The organism is Acinetobacter sp. NRRL B-65365 (assembly GCF_001605865.1).
GTDB lineage: Bacteria > Pseudomonadota > Gammaproteobacteria > Pseudomonadales > Moraxellaceae > Acinetobacter > Acinetobacter vivianii.
Map to the genome: position 1 here is coordinate 65,537 of NZ_LRPD01000014.1, position 20,559 is coordinate 86,095.

Consider the following 20,559-nt stretch of genomic DNA (forward strand, 5'->3'; position numbering starts at 1 on the left):
ATGATGATCTTAATTTCTTCAACAATTATGTTTGAGGACAATAGTGCTCATATAAAGTGTTTAAAATTGCTTTAAGTTTTGGGTCAAGAATTGAATAAAAAATTTGTTTACCATCACGGCGGGTAGATACCGCATTGCTTTTTCTTAGCATCATGAGCTGTTGAGACAGGGTAGGTTGGAAGATTTGCGTGATTTCTTCAATCTGTGAAACATTTAACTCTTGTTTAGCTAAATGGCACAAAATAATTAACCGATCGGTATTAGCCAGAGATTTAAGTACAGTGACAATTGTACCCGCAGATTCTCTCATTGCGTCGATCTCAAAATCCTTTTGCATACTTATACTCATTACGTTACAGCCGTGGCTAGTATAAAGTCAGTGCAAGAAAAAGTTGTAGTAAAACTGCTTATTTGCAATGGTTTTTAATGAAAATATATATAAGCAAAACTGATAAAATGATTAAAAAATGCTGATTAAATCTTAATTTTTCTTTAAAGTGAGAATTGGTTAATTTTATATCTATTTATTGTGCTTTATATCTCTTTCGTGTCGAATCAACCATCTTTTTAGGCTATTTTATTGTTTAGTTAAACTGAAAAATAAAATTAAGTACTTAATATATTTAACAAATATAAAAAACTCGAAAAAAAGATTGTGCTTTGGTAAAAAGTATATATAATGAAAAACAAGACAGAACGATCTGTCTGCATAAGAAGGATCGGGAGTGCGAAAGTACGACCGCCAGAGGGTAATAATATTTATTATTCTTTTTACACTCAGACGCAAGCGTGAGCCACAATAATAATTATAAATCACGCTTTATTTTTTTCAATTCTTTATTCAAATCTTGCTTAAATTTGTCTAATTATTATCCCTCTATTCATAAAGGGATAACATGACTTATGCAAATTCTTTTTCAAAATTGATCAGATGTTCAACGCGCTTCCAGTATTCATCCATTTCAACGGAATGTTTGTTGACGTGTGCTTGAATCGTCATACCGTCTAAAATACTGACAATCAAAGTAGCGAGATGCGTCGGATTACGAATTTCGAGATTGGTAAGCAAGTTTTGAACGAGCGCAGTTAACCAGATTTTGTACTGCGTTGCTGGTTGTAAAGTCGATGGATAAATCTTGATCACTTCTTCTAAAGCTTTCTGGAACATACATCCATTGAAGTCTTCGCTATTAAACCAAGCCGCGTACCATTGAAAAATTGCTTTAAGCTGGCTTAGGTGATCCGTTTGGTCACACTCTGCCAAAGTTGCATTAAGAGAAGTCTGAAGGTTAATATTACGTTGGATCAGGCACTCTTCAATAAGTTTTTCCTTTGAAGGGAAATATTTATAAAAGGTCATCTTTGCAACGCCAGATTCACTAATAATACGATCGACACCAATCGAGTTATAACTGTGCGAATTAAAAAGTCTTAATGCTGTGTTAATAATATCTTCTTTTTTTGACATACAACGCCTCAAGTTAGCCCATCACCAAGAGCACCATGTTGCATTTCATCATGCAATTTTCGCTGGGATTCTACATGGTATTTTAGAAAGATCATAGGGAAAAATAATAATATTTATTTAATTGATCCTTTGAGCTTTCTTTTCAAGGGGAGTATAAAAATTAACGATATGAATATTGAGGAAATAATCAGAAATACGTTTATTCAATTGAACTTTTGAATAGAATTATTGATCAAAATAAATGGATGATAATTCATCTAATTGTTTTTACAAGATATGTGGTTTTATTCAAATAATCTTTAACGTTTGGAAAATAATGATCAGCGTCTAATTGTTGTTTGCTATGGTTTATTTATTTATCAGAGAAAATATTTTTGAAAAATTGATTCTGGAACGGGTTTTTAATAAAACTGTAATATTTAAAAGTCAGTTATTTTAGTTAAAATAAATAACTGACTTTAATCGTATAATTTTCTTTTTTATGATTTTGAGGCTTGTGTTGGTAAGCCTGCAATCAGCTTGACAAAGTTCTGGTAAAGCGTGGACTGTTGGTTTGGCGTGTAGACAGAGCGCTTAATGTTACCTTTGTCAGTTTCTATCGAAAGCTCAACATTCTGTGCTTTTCTTAGCTCATAGAGAAACGAGCTTGGAACAATAAAGCTATTGGAAGAGCGTCTTGGGATTAAGCGGTTAATATTTTTCTGTTCAGTTGGGCCCACAGGTTGGTAGGCGAAAGATCGCCCATCAATCAGGAAGGTGATGCTTTTGATATCGTAATAGTCATAACTGCTGTTGAGCACAGTTTCGACTCTTAATTGCTGTTTTTGTTGTTTATCCCATTCAACAAAAACGTTAGGACACAGTTCATTGGCTTTACAGTTTAGCGAACCTGCTGTTGCAAGATTGTCTAATGTGGCTGGTGTTGATGAGTCTGGTAGGGTTGCACAACCGCTTACAGCGATACACAGGCTAAGCAGACATAAAGTTTTATTCATTTTTCATTCTCTCGTGTATGAATTTTTCATGATTAACGATGGAGTTGTGGTCCAAGAAATGCAAACGACTTGGTAACCTTGAATTGTTGGGTTGCATCACCGGCAAAAGTATTCTGTTGATCTTTTCCAAGATCAAGTTTGCGGGTTAACCCATCTTTAAAGTTAATTTTCTTTAAATCTACCCAGAACACGTTTGGTGAAACAGCTGACTCAAAGAAATAGAGTTGCTGTTTATGATCGGCAACTGTCCTCCAGCGTGTTGAGGAAATATTCGGTTCTTCTGCTGTATTTAAACCATATGGCACGGATGCATTACGAATTACACTAAAGACCGAGGCAAGGGCATCTTTAGGATCGTCATTTTTAGGAATGGCATTGATATAGAAAGAGGCGCGGGTAAAACGGTCAGACGCGCGATTGGTACCGGGTAGCATCACAGTTCCACCAATTTGTTGCCAATACGTATTAAGCGCAAGTTGCTGGTCAAAGGTCGGTGAGTTGGTCATAACCTGATATTTTTTATCATGGTGAATCACTTGTTTGCCGCCAATATACTCAATAATTGCACTGTCTCCAGTTTTATCTGAAATCGATAAATGTAAGGTCGTAAGACGTTGTTCGCCAGGAACACTATCAGTAATCAGGTCAAAAGGTTCTTTTTCTAGCGCGCTGACCGCCTCGGCAACAGTCGCATAATTATCGAGTATATATTGAGCCCAAGCAGAAATGCTGAGTTGAGGTTTATTCGAATGCTTGGTATCTGGATATTGAGATTCGACCAGCCATAGCACATTTGCGACCAAGCCTGCTTCATTCATGCCATCTGTTGTTGAAATGTCGTAACCTGTGGCGATCACACTGCCATACTTGGCTTTCCATTTCAGTGATTTGGGGCCTGCATTGCTGTCTCTTATTACATTGCTGGGTAGAATCCAGAGGTTAGTACCAACATCTACTTTCCAGTCCATTGATCGGGCAGTAATGATATGGTCGTTATTTCCTAGATAAACTGCACGAGTACAGGCATGGCTCGTCTGAAGGATCAGAGAGGTCGCGAGAAAAGAAAAACCTAATATTTTTTTAAACACAAGTGGTACTCCTTGCTGTTATATAAGCATAATTTCTATTCAATGTTTTTGTAATGAATTAAATTTAGTCTATTAAAAAAATTATCTTATTCAAGCAATAAAATGTAATCAATATAAAAAGTAGGGATTTATTTTTCTTGGTTCCCTTTGGTGTAACCCGACAGGGAAAAATCTTCTCTATCGGGCCAGAATGTTGGAGAGGATAGGGTTTAATTTGGCGGTAATAACATCACAATCGCATTGTTGAGCAAGAGTGCGATATCTTCCAGAATTTCCGCTTCATTAAAACGTTCATCCAGTAATAGGCTTTCACCATCTGCAATTTGTTTTAAATAAGGCATGAATGCTGCCGATATACAAACTGTATCGCCATTTGCCCAGAATTCAAAAGAATCGCCCTGTTTTCTGTAAAGTAATCTTGAAGCAGGCTCTAAAATAATCTGGTAATCCGCACCAATCACTTCAGCCACATCATTCGCATCCACTTCTTCAGGTTCAGGAATGTTATTTGGATATCTTGCTTCACTCATGTAGGCCATGATTGCAGCATCAAATTCAGGCGCTTGGGTGAGGTAGTCTAATAGTTGAGTTTTTAAATAGGCAAACTCAGTGCTGTTAATTTCACCCAGATGTGCAGTCTGTTGACGTGCGATATCTGCCAATGGATTCTTGAGTGAGGTATTTTCTGCGAATTTATCACTGACCTGATCAATCATCTCTGAAAGATTTGGCATACGGAAACCAAATGAGAAGGTTAAGCAATCATCTTCTGCAACGCCGTAATGCGATAAGCCAGGTGGTACATAGAGTAAGTCGCCTGGTGCGAGCACTTCATCAAAATGCACATCCATTTCAGCTAAAAGTTTTAATGGCTGATCTGGAATAAATTGGGTTGATTCGTCACACATTTGACCTAATTGCCAACGACGATGGCCATGACCTTGTACCAAGAACACATCATAAAAATCGAAGTGTTTTCCAACCGAACCGCCTTTTGGCGCATAAGACACCATGATGTCATCGCGACGCCATTGCGGGATAAACGGAAATTTTTTCCATAACTCTGCAATATCGAATGAGTAATGATCAACTGCCTGAACTAACAGTGTCCATAGATTCGGTAATTTCTGGAAGTCACCTTTGGTCAGTGGCGCTGATTTAACATGCCACTCATTTGGATTTTTATTTTTTTGACGAATCAGGCGGGCAGTGACGTGTTCTTCCAATGCAAGCTCTTGTACATCTGCTGGCTCTAAGAGGCCAATAATTTCAGGCATGGCATTACGAATCAGTAAAGGTTTTTTTTGCCAATATTCATTAAGAAATTGTTCTGCGGTAATGCCGCCGAGTACCGCTAAAGATTGAGACATGGGAAATGAAACCAACAACATTTAAATTGGTGTGTATTGTCCCTTGAGTTGAATGTTGGTGCAAGTCTTGTATAAAACCAAGAGAAACGCTAGAAATCAGCCTTAAAAATTAAAGAATGTACTTAATCTTGATCAATTGGACGCGTATTCGTTCACAGTCTTTCAAAAAAACAGTATGCTTAACAGGCGAAAAGGAGCATACATGTATCAAGTACTGGCAAGAAAATACCGTCCACGTAATTTCAATGAGTTAGTGGGGCAAAACCATGTTTCTCGTGCTTTAACCAGCGCACTGGAACGCGGTCGTTTGCACCATGCCTATTTGTTTACGGGTACGCGTGGCGTTGGTAAAACCACAATTGCCCGTATTTTAGCCAAATGCTTGAACTGTGAAACAGGTGTAACGTCGACGCCGTGCGAAGTATGTACCACATGTAAAGCGGTGAATGAAGGCCGCTTTATTGACTTGATTGAAATCGATGCGGCATCACGAACCAAAGTAGAAGATACCCGTGAGTTACTTGACAATGTTCCTTATGCACCAACGCAAGGTCGTTTCAAAGTCTACCTGATCGATGAAGTACACATGCTCTCAACGCATTCATTCAATGCCTTGTTAAAGACCTTGGAAGAACCGCCTGAACATGTCAAATTCCTGTTTGCGACCACAGATCCACAAAAATTACCGATTACTGTCATCTCGCGTTGCTTGCAATTTACCTTGCGTCCTTTGGCCGTTGATGAAATTACAGAACATTTAAGCGCGATTTTAAATAAAGAACATATTGAAGCGGATCAGGATGCGATTTGGCAAATTGCCGAGTCTGCACAAGGCTCTTTACGTGATGCATTGTCATTAACAGATCAGGCGATTGCCTATGGTCAGGGCGCCGTACATCATCAAGATGTTAAAGATATGTTGGGCCTGATTGACCGAACTATTATTTATGACCTGATTTTGGCGATTCATCAAAATCAGCAAGCACGCGTGAGTCAGTTATTGTTGCAATTTAGACAGCAAGCTCTCGATGTGTCTCTGGTTCTGGATCAACTGGTTTCAACCTTACATGAGCTGGCTTTATTGCAATATTTACCAGATCTTGCACTGAAATATAGTGAAGAAATCAATCAGAAAATTTTGCAACTTTCGAAGTCAATTTCTGCTCAGGACTTACAGCTTTATTATCAAATTGCGTGCAAAGGGCGTGCTGAGCTACAACTTGCAGTGACGCAGGAGCAAGGCTTTGAAATGACGGTGTTACGCTTACTTGCGTTTAGACCGATGAGCTTAAATGAAGTCACTGTAAGTGCAACGCCAGTTACCCAGATTGCAGCACCGGCAGTTCAGCAACCAGTACAAAATTTAAATCCAGAAAATCAGCTTGCAGTTCAGCAAGAAGCAGTTAGTGTTGAACCTGAACCTGAACCTGTTGCGCAAAATTCAGATAGCAATTTGATGGTGTTTGATGCAGAAGCAGGTCAGTTGATCGGGCTGGAAACTTCAGCGCAGGCAGAAATTGTTCAATCGAGTATTACAGATTCGGAAGACGTTCTGATTTTCCCAGTTGAAGAGAATACTGAAACAGCGCCGCCAGTAGATGAGTTGTCTCTAGAGTCACAGCCTGTGATGGCGACAGAACAAGCTGTTACTGTTATCGATGAACCAGTGGCGGAAATCTCTGTTGAGTTAACAGCGAATGCGGTTGCTTCTACTCAAGAAGATTTGAGCAATTTAATGCCGCAAGATATTCTTAAGTTGCGTGAGCAGAGCTTGGAAGGCGAATGGAATCTGGAAAAGTGGGAATACTGGTTTAGAACCAGCCAGCTTTCGCCTGCGGTGCAAGAGTTGGCACAACATGGCATTATGCAAGGCCAGATCAATGGCGCATCTATCTTCCTGATTCCTCAGGAATATGAAGGCATGCTGTCACAGTTACAACATGGTTTGGAAGATGCTTTAAAAGCGCAATGGCCTCAAACGCATTTTAATGTGCAATATGGTGCGGTGGATTCAAACACGCCGTTGTTGATGCAGAATCAACGTAAGCAAAAAGCATTTAATCGTGCCGTCGAATTGCTACATCAGGAACCGACCATCAAGAGCTTGGTCGAAACCTTCGATGCAGAATTGCATAATATTCAATTGAAACCTTAAGCGTTAATAAAGAAGCAAAGCTTAATCGCTTTGCTTCTTTATATTAGCTTTATTCACTCGGCAGCAAATATTGCTCAAGAACTTCCCGTATTGCTGGAGGAATAGCAGTACTTTTTCGATGTTCACGATCAACAAATACATGCACAAAATGCCCTTGTGCCGCTGCTTGGGGCTGATCCTGTTTAAAAATCGCCAGCTCATATCTAAGCGATGAGTTGCCAATTTTTCCTATCGCTACACCAACCTCAACTATTTCGGGGAATGAAAGTTCCTGTAGAAAGCTACATGCTGAATCGACCACTAGACCAATAATTTCACTGTTGTGAATGTCGAAACCAGTTTTTTGAATCAGCAATGAATTGGCAGCTGTATCGAAATAACTATAGTAGGTCACATTGTTGACATGACCATAGATATCATTATCAGCCCAACGGGTCTGGATGGGAAAAAAGAATTTAAATTGTTCTCGTGTTTTTAAAATGGGTTTACTCATGCATAAATCGCCTGATAAATCTGTAAAGCATCTTGTTCAGTCATTTCTCTTGGATTGTTTTGCAAGAGTCGGGTTTGCAGCATGGCATCTTTAGCCAGTTGAGCAAGTTTGGCCTCTGGAACATTCAAATCTTTTAATTTTAAAGTCAGGCCACTTTGATCTAGATGATTCTGCATATGATCAATAAACAAATCACATAAGCCATCTGTACAGCCTGTACTTCGTGGATCTAAGAGTTGCATTAATTCCGCATAATGCTGTTTGGCTTTGGGTGCATTAAATTTTAATACCTCGACCAGTACCAATGCATTGGTATGTCCGTGTGATAGGTGGAAATGTCCACCCAGCGGATAGGCGAGTGCATGGACTGCACCTACTGGTGCATTGGCAAACGCCTGACCTGCTAACATTGAACCAACTAACATATTCTGGCGCGCTTCCAGATCAGCACCATTCTTGAGAACTTTAGCCAGATTATGATTCAGTAATTTCAACGCATTTTTCGCCAGCATATCGGCATAAAAGTTCTTTTTAATGTTCGAGGTATAAGCTTCAATGGCATGAACCATTGCATCTATACCTGTTGCCGCCGTGATATGTGCAGGAAGTCCCTGTGTAAAAGTTGCATCTAAAATGGCGACATCCGCATAGAGGATCGGAGAGACCACGCCCATTTTGGTGGTTGCACCTGTGGTGACTATCGAGATCGGGGTAACTTCAGAGCCTGTACCTGCGGTGGTTGGTATCAAGATAAGCGGTAAGCGTGGTGCTTTGGCTTGATTGACACCATAGATTTCACTGAGCTGCTGTTGCTGCTCTGGGTGTGCAAGCAAAGCAATGATTTTGGCAACATCCATTGAACTGCCACCGCCAAAGCCTATGATGACATCAATCTTTTCTTGCTTGGCAAAATCTATGGCTTCTAAAACGATATGTTCGGGTGGATCAGCCTGAATATCTGAATAGATGATATGAGCCAAATCAATCTCTTGTAAAATATCAAGAATCGGCTGATGCAACTGATGCTGAATCATGCCTGCATCGGTCACGATCAGCGCTTTATGATAATTATGTTGAGTTAAAATATTTTTAAGTTCTTGTATAGAACCTAGACCCGCAATGATATTGGGAACGGTTTGAAATTGAAACGGGTTCATACATACATCCTTATTTTTTCATCATAAATACTATATTTCTTATCGTGTGACTATAGGTCATTGCTCAAATAAATTAACATAAGATGCGCTTGAAAAGTGTAATTTTGAGCTGTTGATACCATTCCCAGTAATGTATAAATATTTAGATAGTTTATTATTCAAATTGTTGAAAATAATAATGAATCTTGTTTTTTTCTTGTGCTTAAAAATTTTTGATGTTCCATGTAAATTTTACTCTGAACATATCCCGAGCCTTAAATACTTCGAATACATTGTTTGAGTCGGCAGTTATTTTTATTATTGGAAAATATTGCAGTTCTAAGCAGATAAAAGGGAAGCCTGCCGCTGGAAGATTATTGATGAGTGAATATTTTTAAAGTGATAGATAGCTTCATATCCTTTAACCATAAAATGGAGGATATTGATCAAAGACTTCGGACGCAGCCTAGGCTTCTTCTGGCTGAAGTAACTTACATCCACAAGAAAGTGAGTCATGAATGCGTGCAACTGATCTACCGCCAAGCTGAGTTGTAGAGTCACCTGTGATGATGATCGAAACACCAGTATGCTTCGGACAGGTTGCTTCATCCCCGATACATGCAATTGCTTGACCGTTGACTAAAAAATTACGATTGCCTGTGATCACTTTACCACCACCAGTTGTGGGACACCCTACAACGATATATCGAATTGGCATATAAAATTTACTCACGGCAACGATTTACCGCGCTATTTTATTAAATAAAGACAGTTCTGTCTATTGACCAGTCAGTCTAAAATATTTATTTAATATTTCTTCTAATCCATCCTTTGACAAGTTGGTAAATAACTTGGGTTGTACAACTTAAATTGATAAAAAATATATAAATTAAAAATGCCAATTTTAAGGATTGGCATTTTATTACACTTAAATAGAATTAGGATCTACAATCATTTTTCATTCTTTTATCGCCTAAAGTTTCGTTTAGCATATTCACAAGAACCAATTGCTTAGCGTCTACCCATTTATAAGTATCTGAATAGTCAAGGTTAGCAGGTATTTCTTTTCTATGTTCTAACAAAAATTTGTTTACCCAGCAGAATTGATTAGCATTGCCCACATTGAAAGTATCTTCCAGTAAATAAGTGCCTTTACTGTCTTTCTCGTATCTTTCAAGTACAGACATTTTGGCAATAGTTGAAAATAGTAACTCGACTGTGACTGCATCGAGTTGTCTATTCGCTGCCTTACGATAAACTTCTGAATCAATTAAAAGCATACCAGCCGCACCATCACCACCATTCTTTAGTGTTTCACCTGCATCGGGGGTATTTGCACATCCGGTCATTAATGAAAGGTAAACGCTGATGCTAATAGCCAAACTTTTCTTTAAATTCATTGGTTTGAACATTATTAGGGTCTCCTTTATAAATCCTTTGATCTTTAAATATTTGAACCATTCTGGGGTTAAAGTCTTTTTTAAACACTCTTTTAAACATATCCCTATTAATATGCAGAGGACCGCCATTTTTGGCCAATAACTCTAAGTCTCGTGTTGCATTAAGTACATTCAATTTACTGAGAGTCTTGTTTAGGTCTTTAAGGGACTTAACGGCACCTTTACCTTGTGCAAATGGGCCTAAATTTCTTAACTCACGCAAATCATTGACGGCAAAAGTGCTGAGAAACCTGACTTTAAATGCAGTTTGCTGAAACTCACCTACAATTTTCGGAATTTCTTTTAAGGAGTGCTTTAGTACATAGTTATGGAACTTAAGATACATTTGTGTGTGAAATGCAATGTCATGCATAAAGCCATCTGGGAACGTATTAACATCATATTCCATCCCGAACCTTACAGCCATCAAAAGTTCTATACCATTTTGTGCCACTTCGGACCATTGCTCTATATCTAACAAAAAGTTATAAGGGCGAGCTAAATAATAATTACGCTCTTTTATATATTGATTACACAAAGGCTCTGTAATGACACAAACCTTTTGTTCAGTAGGGAAACCTGCTATTGAATCTGGGTAAACATTTCTATCATGTGGTGCAGTCATTACTTATTTCCACTCTGGTAATGGTTCGGATAAGTCAAAAGTAGTTAAGTCAACTTCTTTAGCTTCTTTACCTGTTTCTGCAATCTCAGTGTGACCAGTTTCATCGGTAAATCCTTCAAGTAATTTTCCATCAGGTGTAACCAACTTGAAGTACTGCTCGATTAGTGGTGTGCCTGTTTGCTCATCTAGTAAAAGGAACTTCACGCCGTAATCATCACTCTGGGCAACAAGATTATTCTGCGCTACTACAGCACTAGATTTAGCTTGGCTTGCGCCTGCTGAAGAGCCGTTATCTTGTACAACAAGACTCTGTTTGATTAGTAACTTACAGCCGCATGAAAGTGAGTCATTGACTCTTGCCGCAGCTTTGCCAAAGATCTGCATGCACGGATCGCCAGAGATAATCGTAGCAACCGTTTTATGCTTCGGGCATGTAGCTTTATCACCAACACAAGCGATTGGAATGCCTTCGATCAGGAACATGCTGTTGCCTGATATAACTTGCCCGCCGCCAGTTGTGGGGCAGCCGACTACAATATAAGGTGTCGCCATTGTTAGTTTTTACCCTCTGTTTAATTATTGTGAGGGGATAATAACAGTACATATACAGACTATACTGTTTAGTTTTTTTAAAAACTAATTAAATGTTGGTAAGATATTTTAAATAAAAATTTATTACCTGAACTATGTGCTTAGCAGGTTCGCGAATGTAGACTTATCTAAATTTAGTCGTTATGTAGGACTTCGAGGCCTAAGAGTAATAGCGACCATCCTTAATTCCAAAAAAGTACATATTCATAAAGAATTTTCAATAATGATCAACACGATGTCCTTTCAAATCAATGCAAGTTTTGACAAAATACGGGATGTCACAATGGTCAATTCATGCATAATGAGTTTTACATGCGGTGCCTTTGTTTGCGGGAATTTTGCAGGCAATATTTTTATCTCCTCAACATTTAAATGGTCGGAACTGTTTTGTAATGAAAACACAGTATAAAGTCTTATGTGTCTGTTTAGGCAATATTTGCCGATCTCCAACCGCAGAGGCAATTCTCAGACATTATTGTGATGCACATGGCTTGGACGTGCTTGTCGATTCAGCTGGAACCAGTAACTATCATCCCAACAAGGCGCCTGATGCACGCAGTCAGCAACATGCCACGCAGCGTGGTTATGATTTGTCAGCATTGCGTGCAAGACAAATTAACCTGAATGATTTTGTTGAGTTTGACCTAATTTTGGCAATGGATCATGAAAACTTAGATGATATTCAGGCACTCATGCAAAAAGCGTCTCAGCAATTTGGTGCAGCACAGATTCGGGCAAAAATCGCCTTGATGAGTGAGCATGATCCTCAATTCAAGCAGCAAGCTGTTCCAGATCCTTATTATGGTGGCGCAGATGGTTTTGATCGTGTGCTGGATCAGTGTGAATCAAGCAGTAAAGCATGGGTTGATATTTTTAAAAAGCAGATAACAGCAGGGTCATAGGATTTAATTTAACATGCAAGTACAAGAGCAGGTTTCGCTTAAACGTTTAAATACATTAAATCTTAATGCTATTGCTTCACATTATGTTCAGATCAATCAGCCAAATGATGTGATTGCAGCGCTGGATTTTGCTGAAAAGCAGCAACTTAATGTTCTGGTATTGTCTGGCGGTAGTAATGTGTTATTGCCACAGCAAATACAGGCTTTGGTTGTTCACTTAAATATTCAGGGCATTGATGTTGTTACTCAGGATGCGGATACGGTGACTGTTAAGGTCGGTGCGGGTCAAGTCTGGCACGACTTTGTTTTATACAGCACTCAGCAGCAGTGGTTCGGTTTACAAAATCTGGCTTTGATCCCAGGTTTGGTGGGTGCCTCTCCAGTACAGAATATTGGTGCTTATGGTGTCGAAGCAGGAGAGTTTATTGATTCTGTTCAGGTTTACGACCGTAAATTGAAACAGTTTGACTCCATTCCAGCTCAAGCTTGTCATTTTGCTTATCGTCACAGTATTTTCAAAGATGATCCAGATCGTTACATCATCGTGAGTGTCACTTTTAAACTGCTGAAAAAAGCGGATCTCAGATTGAATTATGGTGACTTAAAGCAAGCTGTGGGCGATGAGCTTAACGCAGAAAATTTACAAAATCAGGTCATTCTTATTCGTCAAAGCAAGTTACCAGATCCGAAAGAATTCCCGAATGTGGGAAGTTTTTTCAAGAACCCGATCTTGTCTCAAGCTGAATTTGACAAAATTACTCAACAATTTCCTAACATACCGCATTATCCACAGCCGAATAGCAATGTTAAAGTGGCAGCAGGCTGGTTGATTGACCAAACGGGCTGGAAAGGTAAGCAATTAGGGCCAGTTGGGATGTTTCACAAGCAGGCTTTGGTTTTGGTCAATTATGCCGATGCAGCACTGACGGATGTAAAAAATACCTATCAGGCTGTACAAAGTGATGTAAAACAAAAGTTTAGTATTCAGCTCGAACCTGAACCTGTGTTATATAGTGAACACGGTTTGATTCAAGCGCATAGTGGATGAGGAGATTTATGGCTAAAGTGCATTGGATGGTCAGTTTAGTACGAGTAATTACCATATTATTTGTGCTATTGGGCTGTTTTGTACTTTTTTTATATTCACCTTTTTATTCACAACTGGTGGTTAAAGGGCTCAACCGCTTTGTGCCTGTAGATGTGAATGAGGTCGCAGCACAAAGCCAAAAACCCGCAGCTTTGAGTGAGCATGAGACTTTAGAACCTGGCTCGAATCTATGGATTGCACGACAGGCTTATCTCAAGTTGATGGAAAGATCTTTTCAGTCAGAGAAATCTGAAGATTTAAGACTGATTCAGGCACGTTATAAATTGCTGCAAGAGCTGATTGCTGAGGAGCAGGAAAAAGAAAGTGCTGAAGAAAAGAAGCAACCGAATATTCCCTTGATGGGTGAGCGACCTGATCAGGATCAGGCAAGTTCAGCAGTCACCATTACAACGCCATTAGATTTTCTGCAGTGGAATACACCTGATAATCAGGCTTTGATGGGTAAATACATTGCTTTTTTAGAAACTTATCCAATCGAATTACCTGTCAATGAAGATGATAAAGACGAGACCAATAAAGATCTGATTGAGCTGAAAAAGAATAAAGATGGTACACCTGAACCACAAAATATTTCTCAGCCAAATGCCATTGTTGTGCTGGGCGGCGGTTTAACGCTGGGCGCAAATGGTAAAGATATCGTGGTAAACAATTACACCCGTTTGCGTTTGGAAAAAACGCTTCAGGTCGAGAAAAAATATGCTTTGCCTATCGTGTTGAGTGGTGTTGAAGCGCCTTATATGCAGGCGTGGTTAAAAGAGCGTGGCATAGAGGCAAAACTTCTTGAAAATAGAAGTATGAATACCTGTGAAAACACCAGATTCAGCTCTTTATTGCTACAAAAGAAAGGTGGGGCGCCAACGGTGATCCTCATTACCGATGAATATCACATGCCTCGTACCCGCCGTTTATTTGCCTTAAGCGGTATTGAAACGGTTCCTGTCATTGCACCTATGCCAACCACTTTGACAGATTGGCGTCCTAGCGAACAAAACTATGACCACAGTCGCCGTGCAAACTACGAAATGCTGGCAACAATTCGTGATATGTTGATTGGTTCAAGTGATTGTCGAGAGATACCATAATGTCCAATATTCCATTTTTAAATCCGACAATTCTAAAACAACTGGATTTGCCTGTTCCAAATCGTGAAACCACACCACAGGTACTGGAACCGTTGGATTTATCGGCGATTGTCGAGCCATCAAAACCATTACAGGCTTATCGCAAACTCTATGGTTTAAATTTACTGGATTGTAAACATTGGCAAGGGTATGTCGAAATGCCTTTGTTCCGTTTGCATGTGCAGGTGTTCCAGCCGAAACAGCAAAAGATTCAGGGTACCGTGTGCTTATTACATGGTTATTTGGAACATAGTGGTATTTATCAACCCATTATCAAGGAAATTCTGGATCAGGGCTTTAGTATTGTGACCTATGATCTTCCTGGACATGGTCTCAGTAATGGTTCACCTGCGAGTATTCAGAATTTTGATCATTATCAGCAAGTCTTACATGCTGTTTATGATGCAGTTCGTGGTGCCAAGCAATTACCAAAACCGTGGTTGGGTATTGGGCAAAGTACGGGTGGTGCCATCTGGATGCATCATTTACTCGAATTTGCTGAACGTCGCGAAGACCCAATTGTGGATCGGGTTTTATTACTTTCTCCATTGATTCGACCGGCAAAAACGGCATGGTGGCATAACTCGGTCGGGCTGGGTATTATCCGCCGTATTAAGAGTCAAGTGCCGCGACATTTCCGTCGTAATAATCACAACCCCGAGTTTCTACGTTTTATCCGCCTAACTGATCCTTTGCAGCCTCGTATGATGGGGATGGATTGGATTCTTGCGATGTCGAAGTGGATGCTTGAAATGGAGCAGCGCCCGGCTTGTCGTATTCCAGTCTGGTTAGCGCAGGGGGCACTCGATCAAACTGTGGATTGGCGTTATAACATTGAATATATTCGTCGCAAATTTCGATTACAGACCTTGCTGATGTTAGAAGAAGGCTCACACCAACTGATTAATGAGCGTGCGGATATTCGTGCGGCGCTGACTGGTCTGATTCCCGCATTTTTACATGCGAAACCTAACCATTATTATTACTGATTTAGCTGAATTTCTGCTGTTTATTGTTTAATTACCCGTTAATTAATTGTTCTATATGCCATAAAAAAGCCACTCGAAAGTGGCTTTTTTTACAACGATTAGAAATGATTTGGGTCGGCAAGTTTCCACATGCGATAGTAGAAATTGTCTTCATCTTTTAAGTCGCTAAGCAACAACTCATTTTCCTTTAAGAAGAAATGGATCTGTGCATAGTTTTTAATTTCACGATCATTCATACGTTGAGCTAAATGATGAGCTTTAATCTCTGAAGGATGATTGAGACCAGCCGCAGCGATCATTTCAGAAAGCGCATGCAGGGTGTTCTTATGGAAGTTAAAGACACGTTCTGCTTTACTTGGTACATCAATCGCTTTTTGACGGTCTTTATCTTGTGTCGCAACACCTACTGGACATTGGTTGGTATGACAGCTTTGTGCCTGAATACAGCCTACGGCAAACATGAAGCCGCGCGCTGAATTGACCCAGTCTGCGCCCAATGCAAAAGTACTGGCAATATCGAAGGCGCTGATCATTTTACCACTGGCACCAATTTTGATTTGGTCTCGTAGCCCAGCACCGACCAGCGTGTTATGTACAAAGCGTAAACCTTCTCTTAAAGGGGTACCAATATAGTCACTGAACTCGATTGGCGCTGCACCTGTACCTCCTTCTGAACCATCTACCACAACAAAATCAGGCACAATTTTAGTTTCCAGCATGGCTTTCACGATGCTCATAAACTGCCAAGGCTGACCAATACATAATTTAAAGCCAACCGGTTTGCCTCCAGAAAGTTCACGGAGCTGCTGGATAAAATGCATCATTTCAATCGGGGTATTAAAGCTTGGGTGTTTAGACGGTGAAATACAGTCATGATCACGGGAAATACCACGGATAGCGGCAATTTCTTCTGTAATCTTATGCTTTGGCAAAATACCGCCATGACCCGGTTTTGCACCTTGAGAAAGTTTCACCTCAATCATTTTGATCTTTGGATTTTTTGCCTGTTCAGCAAATTTTTCTGGTGAAAACAGACCTTGTGGCGTACGGCAGCCGAAATAGCCACTGGCAATTTGCCAGACAATGTCACCACCATTTTCTAAATGGTAAGGACTTAAGCTACCTTCGCCTGTGTCATGATAAAAGTTCCCCAAAGCTGCACCTTTATTGAGTGCACGAATCGCATTTGCACTCAAACTGCCAAAACTCATTGCAGAGATATTCATAATCGATGCGCTGTAAGGCTGGCTACATTGTGCATTACCAATCTGTACACGGAATGAAGCTGGATCAGATGGCGGGCAAGGTGCAATTGAATGGACAATAAAACGGTAATTTGGATCATAAACATCAATAATTGACCCAAACGGTTTATCTGCATTTTCATTCTTGGCACGTTGATAAACCAGACTACGTTGCATGCGTGAAAAGGGAAGCGCATCCTGATCTGATTCAATGAAATACTGACGGATTTCTGGACGAACATCTTCAAAAATAAAACGGAAATGTCCAAGAATCGGGTAGTTTCTTAAAATGGCATGTTTCTTTTGCAATAAATCATGGAGGCCTACCAAACTGAGCAAACTGGTGACTAACCACAGACCATTGAGCAAGGTGTCTGAAATAAAGTAATAAATACTATGTGGGGTATAAATTGTTTTGAACCACGTAATACTTAAGGCAATGAAAATACAAAGAAACCAAACAGAATGTCTTGAAAAGAAAGTGTTAAGTAATTTATGTCTTATAGCTTGTGCTGGACTAGCCATAGCCAGGAGATTCCTAAAAATAAAGCAATGGACAAACGATGCCAAGAACTAGCCTGAACCACAAGTAACGAATTGTTAGATATGAGAATTGTTCTCTTATGAATTGAGTTTTTATGGCTTACATGGATACAAAAAATTAGATTTGGAGCTAAATATTCTATAATTATTACTAAATATGAATCTATTATCATAAAGACAATACAGGACACAATAAAAGTAAAAATGATTACAAATTGAAAAAATGAATTTTAGATAATAAGGAAGAATACAAAAAAGTGGAGGACCCTCGAAATGCCACAATATTTGCGTATTGCTGAAAAAGTTTATAAAAACCTTAAAGACGAAAATAAGTTTACGCAAGCCCCAGCCGAATGTATCAATTATTTACTCAAGCAAATTCGTAAAGAGCTGAAAGGGACGGATATGAAGCTTATTTATAATTTTATTGAGTTTAATTCTGGTTTTAAGAACCAGATTATAGATGGTTACTTAAATATAGATGTCAGTTTAATTCCAAATTATAAATATCAGGATGAGTTTGTGCTGTGGTTAGCGGGATTCATTGAGAAAATTACGGTAGGCGGGAAAAAGAGAACTCCGCCGATTGTAGAAAATATCCCACCCGAATTTACAGTGCATAGCGACCTTAAGCAGATCGGATTCATGAGCAATGATCAAAATGCAGAACAGATAATTTCCTATTTTAAGCATGGAGATTTTACCAATAGTTTCAATCGACATTAGCCAAACATTGCCATGATGGAGGAGTGTTGATCCAGCATCAATACTCCTTAAATGAGTAGAAGCCAGTAAGATATTAAAATAAAGTGTTCTTAGAAATAGTTTATCAAACTGATTTTTAATATAAATTTTTCACTATAGCCTAAAGAGATAAAACATGCCAAAACGTGAAAAAGAATTGACGATATTTGAAGCTTTGCGAGAAAGTCATGAAAAGCAAAGAGCGTTTTCTGAAAAGCTCATCCAAACCTCTGGAGATACACCAGAAAGAAGAGAGCTATTTGAATTGTTAAAAAATGAGCTATTTGCGCATGCAGTAGCTGAGGATCGCTTTCTATATATTCCATTGATGATGTCTGATGCAGGGTTGAACATCACCCGACATGCTTTATCTGAGCACCATGAAATGGATGAATTACTGGAAAAACTCACAGAGACTGAATTTAGTAACTCTGGTTGGCTTGCGATTGCCAAGAAATTATCTGAAGTGGTGCATCATCATTTACAAGAGGAGGAGCATAGTTTCTTCCAGCAAGCAGGTAAAATTTTAGCAGACGATCAAAAAAAGGAGCTTGCTCAGAAATATCAGGCAGAATATACAAAATATTTGAATAAAGACAAAGATAGTCTGACCTGAATATAATAAAGCTTAAAATATTTATACCCTCTTTGTGAGGGTTTTTATTTCAATAAGTTTCTATATCTATTTCAATATATTTCTTTCTTTACTTGAAGTCATCGCCATTAACTTAAAAAAAATTCTTATAACGGTTTTTAACAAAGAATTTATTTAGTCTGAAACTGTAAATAGTTCATTGATTGAAACTTCTATCTCATCAGAAGGTTTCAAGTAAATATTTTTAAGGAGAATAACCATGACAAATAATGACCAATATGATCGTGAACGTATTAAAAATTCATCTGACGAAGTGAAAAAAGAATTAAATGCAGATCCAATTACCGGTGAACCTGGTTCACATCCAGTCGGCACGGGCGTTGGGGCAGCAGGTGGTGCGGTTGCAGGTGCTACCATTGGTAGTGCTGGTGGGCCTGTAGGAACATTAGTTGGTGGCGCCGTGGGTGCTTTTGTTGGTGGATTAGCTGGTAATGCAGTCGGTGAGGCCATTGATCCTACGGTCGAAGATGCTTACTGGCGCGAAAATTATTTTAACCAGCCTTATTATAATGAGGCAAAGGCCAAATATCCTGATCTGGACTATGATCGGGATTACCGAGGTGCATATCGCTTAGGTTATGAAAAACGTTATGGATATGATCCTGATGTGGCTTTCGAAGAAGTCGAACCTGAGTTAAGAACACATTGGGACCAAGAAGGCAAAGCGGACTCGCGTTTGTCTTGGGAAGAGGCACGACATGCTTCACGTGATGCATGGACTCGCACCACAGATCTGAGCAAATAGAAAGTTTTCATTAAAGTCTCGAAACCCTATTCTTTGTGAATAGGGTTTTTTATACGTTGGAATATGTCTAGACAAAAGAAAACCGCCCTTAAAGGCGGCTGCTGAATGATTTCAGCAAATCATAGAAGTGTGAACGGTCAAGAGCCCACTTCTATTTCTGTAAATTAGTGGCTTTTATTGAATGCTTCTATAAATTCATCTGACTTAAAGTAGGAGTTGATCAATTCTCCACTTTTAGAGTATTCAGGCTGCACGGGCATGGCTTTCTTGACTTCTTTAGGCTGGGTATATTTGAATTCTGGTGGTATCTCTTTGCGAATAGGTGGCAGCTTTTTCTTCCCATCTGTGGTAATTCGCTGGATAAAACCTGCCAACCATAAGATGAATTCACCTTCATTCTTTAAGGTCGGTATAAGGCTAATATCCAGCTGAATTTTACATTCAGCATTGGGCTTATTGAGACACTCTTCAAAATCAATAAAGTTATAAAGTAATTTTAATTTAGAATCTTTTATTTCTTTACGAAGCTCAATCATCAATTTATTTAAATTTTCTAACGGATCATTGCTAAATTCTTTATTTTCCTTAAGTTCTTGGTAAATTTTTTCAGCTATCCGCAAATATTGTGGCATATCAAGTTCTCCCTAAACGCTGGTCATTTTGTGATTATGAAGCGTTTTGGGTTTCTTATTGTGTCCGTTAACCCTGTTATTGTGAGTAGTAGGAGTGTTTAGAAACAACGTAAAGGAAATAGTGATGACGAAATCATTGTAGGAGAGCTGATTAAGCCAGATTTCCAGCTTAATCAGACATTCCTATCTTTTAGTTATATTCATAAACAAGTAGGGCTGTAAATTTGAAGAGGGTATTTTCATTCGCATAACTATGGCTGATTTGTTTGATATTGACCTGATGATTATATTTCGTTAACTCATTTCTAAGCCACTCATTAATATTATTTTCTAAGTCTTGAATAGATGTAGATTCAAAGGCTTTTATTTTAGCCATTATCATTTCTCCTTCGTGAAAAATATGTATCTATTTAGGGTAAATCCAGAAGAATCAATTTTTTTATATCATTTGTTTTGATTTTGAAAGTTTTTATAATTTTCTATTAACTTGTTTCGAGATATATGTCGAAAGATATA

General features: G+C 38.9%; 22 protein-coding genes. 8 read left to right on the top strand and 14 right to left on the bottom strand.

Annotated features, from left to right (window positions below):
- Positions 1 to 25: 25 nt before the first annotated feature.
- The 5 genes from AWW72_RS07820 to AWW72_RS07840 form a co-directional block, all read right to left on the bottom strand.
- A complete protein-coding gene (locus tag AWW72_RS07820) occupies positions 26 to 337 on the bottom strand; it encodes an ArsR/SmtB family transcription factor (RefSeq protein WP_004771865.1) in 312 nt (103 codons plus the stop codon).
- Positions 338 to 901: 564 nt separating this feature from the next.
- A complete protein-coding gene (locus tag AWW72_RS07825) occupies positions 902 to 1,468 on the bottom strand; it encodes a TetR/AcrR family transcriptional regulator (RefSeq protein ID WP_062846984.1) in 567 nt (188 codons plus the stop codon).
- Between the two features lie 479 nt (positions 1,469 to 1,947).
- Positions 1,948 to 2,463, bottom strand: a complete 516-nt coding sequence (locus AWW72_RS07830; RefSeq protein WP_062846985.1) for a hypothetical protein — start codon at positions 2,461 to 2,463, stop codon at positions 1,948 to 1,950.
- A gap of 32 nt (positions 2,464 to 2,495) precedes the next feature.
- On the bottom strand, positions 2,496 to 3,551 hold the full coding sequence (locus AWW72_RS07835; RefSeq protein WP_062846986.1) for a linear amide C-N hydrolase: 1,056 nt from the start codon (positions 3,549 to 3,551) through the stop codon (positions 2,496 to 2,498).
- Between the two features lie 209 nt (positions 3,552 to 3,760).
- Complete coding sequence (locus tag AWW72_RS07840) at positions 3,761 to 4,921, bottom strand: cupin domain-containing protein (RefSeq protein ID WP_062847001.1); 1,161 nt, start codon at positions 4,919 to 4,921, stop codon at positions 3,761 to 3,763.
- A 202-nt stretch (positions 4,922 to 5,123) separates the two neighbouring features.
- On the opposite strand from AWW72_RS07840, the gene dnaX reads away from it, so the two are divergent.
- Positions 5,124 to 7,076: a DNA polymerase III subunit gamma/tau gene (gene dnaX, locus AWW72_RS07845; RefSeq protein WP_062846987.1), complete on the top strand. Its 1,953-nt coding sequence runs from the start codon at positions 5,124 to 5,126 to the stop codon at positions 7,074 to 7,076.
- Between the two features lie 49 nt (positions 7,077 to 7,125).
- On the opposite strand, the gene AWW72_RS07850 is transcribed toward dnaX, so the two are convergent.
- The 6 genes from AWW72_RS07850 to AWW72_RS07875 form a co-directional block, all read right to left on the bottom strand.
- Positions 7,126 to 7,569: an acyl-CoA thioesterase gene (locus tag AWW72_RS07850; RefSeq protein WP_062846988.1), complete on the bottom strand. Its 444-nt coding sequence runs from the start codon at positions 7,567 to 7,569 to the stop codon at positions 7,126 to 7,128.
- Positions 7,566 to 8,726 carry an iron-containing alcohol dehydrogenase gene (locus AWW72_RS07855; RefSeq protein WP_062846989.1) on the bottom strand — a complete coding sequence of 387 codons (1,161 nt, stop codon included), beginning with the start codon at positions 8,724 to 8,726 and terminating at the stop codon, positions 7,566 to 7,568. The genes AWW72_RS07850 and AWW72_RS07855 overlap by 4 nt, the downstream gene beginning before the upstream one ends.
- 445 nt (positions 8,727 to 9,171) lie before the next feature.
- Positions 9,172 to 9,423 carry a PAAR domain-containing protein gene (locus AWW72_RS07860; RefSeq protein ID WP_062846990.1) on the bottom strand — a complete coding sequence of 84 codons (252 nt, stop codon included), beginning with the start codon at positions 9,421 to 9,423 and terminating at the stop codon, positions 9,172 to 9,174.
- Positions 9,424 to 9,643: 220 nt separating this feature from the next.
- Entirely contained in the window at positions 9,644 to 10,117 is a 474-nt protein-coding gene (locus AWW72_RS07865) for a hypothetical protein (RefSeq protein WP_062846991.1), read from the bottom strand.
- Positions 10,077 to 10,769: a hypothetical protein gene (locus AWW72_RS07870; protein WP_062846992.1), complete on the bottom strand. Its 693-nt coding sequence runs from the start codon at positions 10,767 to 10,769 to the stop codon at positions 10,077 to 10,079. Before AWW72_RS07870 ends, AWW72_RS07865 begins: the two co-directional genes overlap by 41 nt.
- A 3-nt stretch (positions 10,770 to 10,772) precedes the next feature.
- The gene (locus AWW72_RS07875; protein ID WP_062846993.1) at positions 10,773 to 11,321 is read right to left on the bottom strand and encodes a PAAR domain-containing protein; all 549 of its coding nucleotides are present in this window, start codon (positions 11,319 to 11,321) and stop codon (positions 10,773 to 10,775) included.
- Between the two features lie 431 nt (positions 11,322 to 11,752).
- Between AWW72_RS07875 and AWW72_RS07880 the strand changes: the two genes are divergently transcribed.
- From AWW72_RS07880 to AWW72_RS07895, 4 genes are read left to right on the top strand one after another with little or no spacing between them, the layout of a single operon-like run.
- Entirely contained in the window at positions 11,753 to 12,262 is a 510-nt protein-coding gene (locus AWW72_RS07880) for a low molecular weight protein-tyrosine-phosphatase (RefSeq protein ID WP_062846994.1), read from the top strand.
- Positions 12,263 to 12,275: 13 nt separating this feature from the next.
- Complete coding sequence (gene murB, locus AWW72_RS07885) at positions 12,276 to 13,310, top strand: UDP-N-acetylmuramate dehydrogenase (protein ID WP_062846995.1); 1,035 nt, start codon at positions 12,276 to 12,278, stop codon at positions 13,308 to 13,310.
- Positions 13,311 to 13,318: 8 nt separating this feature from the next.
- Entirely contained in the window at positions 13,319 to 14,452 is a 1,134-nt protein-coding gene (locus tag AWW72_RS07890) for a YdcF family protein (protein ID WP_062846996.1), read from the top strand.
- A complete protein-coding gene (locus tag AWW72_RS07895) occupies positions 14,452 to 15,480 on the top strand; it encodes an alpha/beta hydrolase (RefSeq protein ID WP_062846997.1) in 1,029 nt (342 codons plus the stop codon). Before AWW72_RS07890 ends, AWW72_RS07895 begins: the two co-directional genes overlap by 1 nt.
- Positions 15,481 to 15,578: 98 nt before the next feature.
- Here the strand turns inward: AWW72_RS07895 and AWW72_RS07900 are convergent, their stop codons facing one another.
- Positions 15,579 to 17,249 carry an FMN-binding glutamate synthase family protein gene (locus tag AWW72_RS07900; RefSeq protein ID WP_062846998.1) on the bottom strand — a complete coding sequence of 557 codons (1,671 nt, stop codon included), beginning with the start codon at positions 17,247 to 17,249 and terminating at the stop codon, positions 15,579 to 15,581.
- 291 nt (positions 17,250 to 17,540) lie between these two features.
- On the opposite strand from AWW72_RS07900, the gene AWW72_RS07905 reads away from it, so the two are divergent.
- From AWW72_RS07905 to AWW72_RS07915, 3 genes are all read left to right on the top strand, one after another.
- A complete protein-coding gene (locus AWW72_RS07905; RefSeq protein WP_062846999.1) occupies positions 17,541 to 17,993 on the top strand; it encodes a hypothetical protein in 453 nt (150 codons plus the stop codon).
- A gap of 154 nt (positions 17,994 to 18,147) precedes the next feature.
- Positions 18,148 to 18,627 carry a hemerythrin domain-containing protein gene (locus tag AWW72_RS07910; protein ID WP_004771891.1) on the top strand — a complete coding sequence of 160 codons (480 nt, stop codon included), beginning with the start codon at positions 18,148 to 18,150 and terminating at the stop codon, positions 18,625 to 18,627.
- Between the two features lie 238 nt (positions 18,628 to 18,865).
- Entirely contained in the window at positions 18,866 to 19,411 is a 546-nt protein-coding gene (locus AWW72_RS07915) for a glycine zipper domain-containing protein (RefSeq protein ID WP_047426979.1), read from the top strand.
- Between the two features lie 164 nt (positions 19,412 to 19,575).
- Here the strand turns inward: AWW72_RS07915 and AWW72_RS07920 are convergent, their stop codons facing one another.
- Positions 19,576 to 20,043 carry a hypothetical protein gene (locus AWW72_RS07920; RefSeq protein WP_047426982.1) on the bottom strand — a complete coding sequence of 156 codons (468 nt, stop codon included), beginning with the start codon at positions 20,041 to 20,043 and terminating at the stop codon, positions 19,576 to 19,578.
- A 190-nt stretch (positions 20,044 to 20,233) separates the two neighbouring features.
- Positions 20,234 to 20,419 carry a sporulation protein Cse60 gene (locus AWW72_RS07925; RefSeq protein ID WP_005257226.1) on the bottom strand — a complete coding sequence of 62 codons (186 nt, stop codon included), beginning with the start codon at positions 20,417 to 20,419 and terminating at the stop codon, positions 20,234 to 20,236.
- Positions 20,420 to 20,559 lie beyond the last annotated feature (140 nt).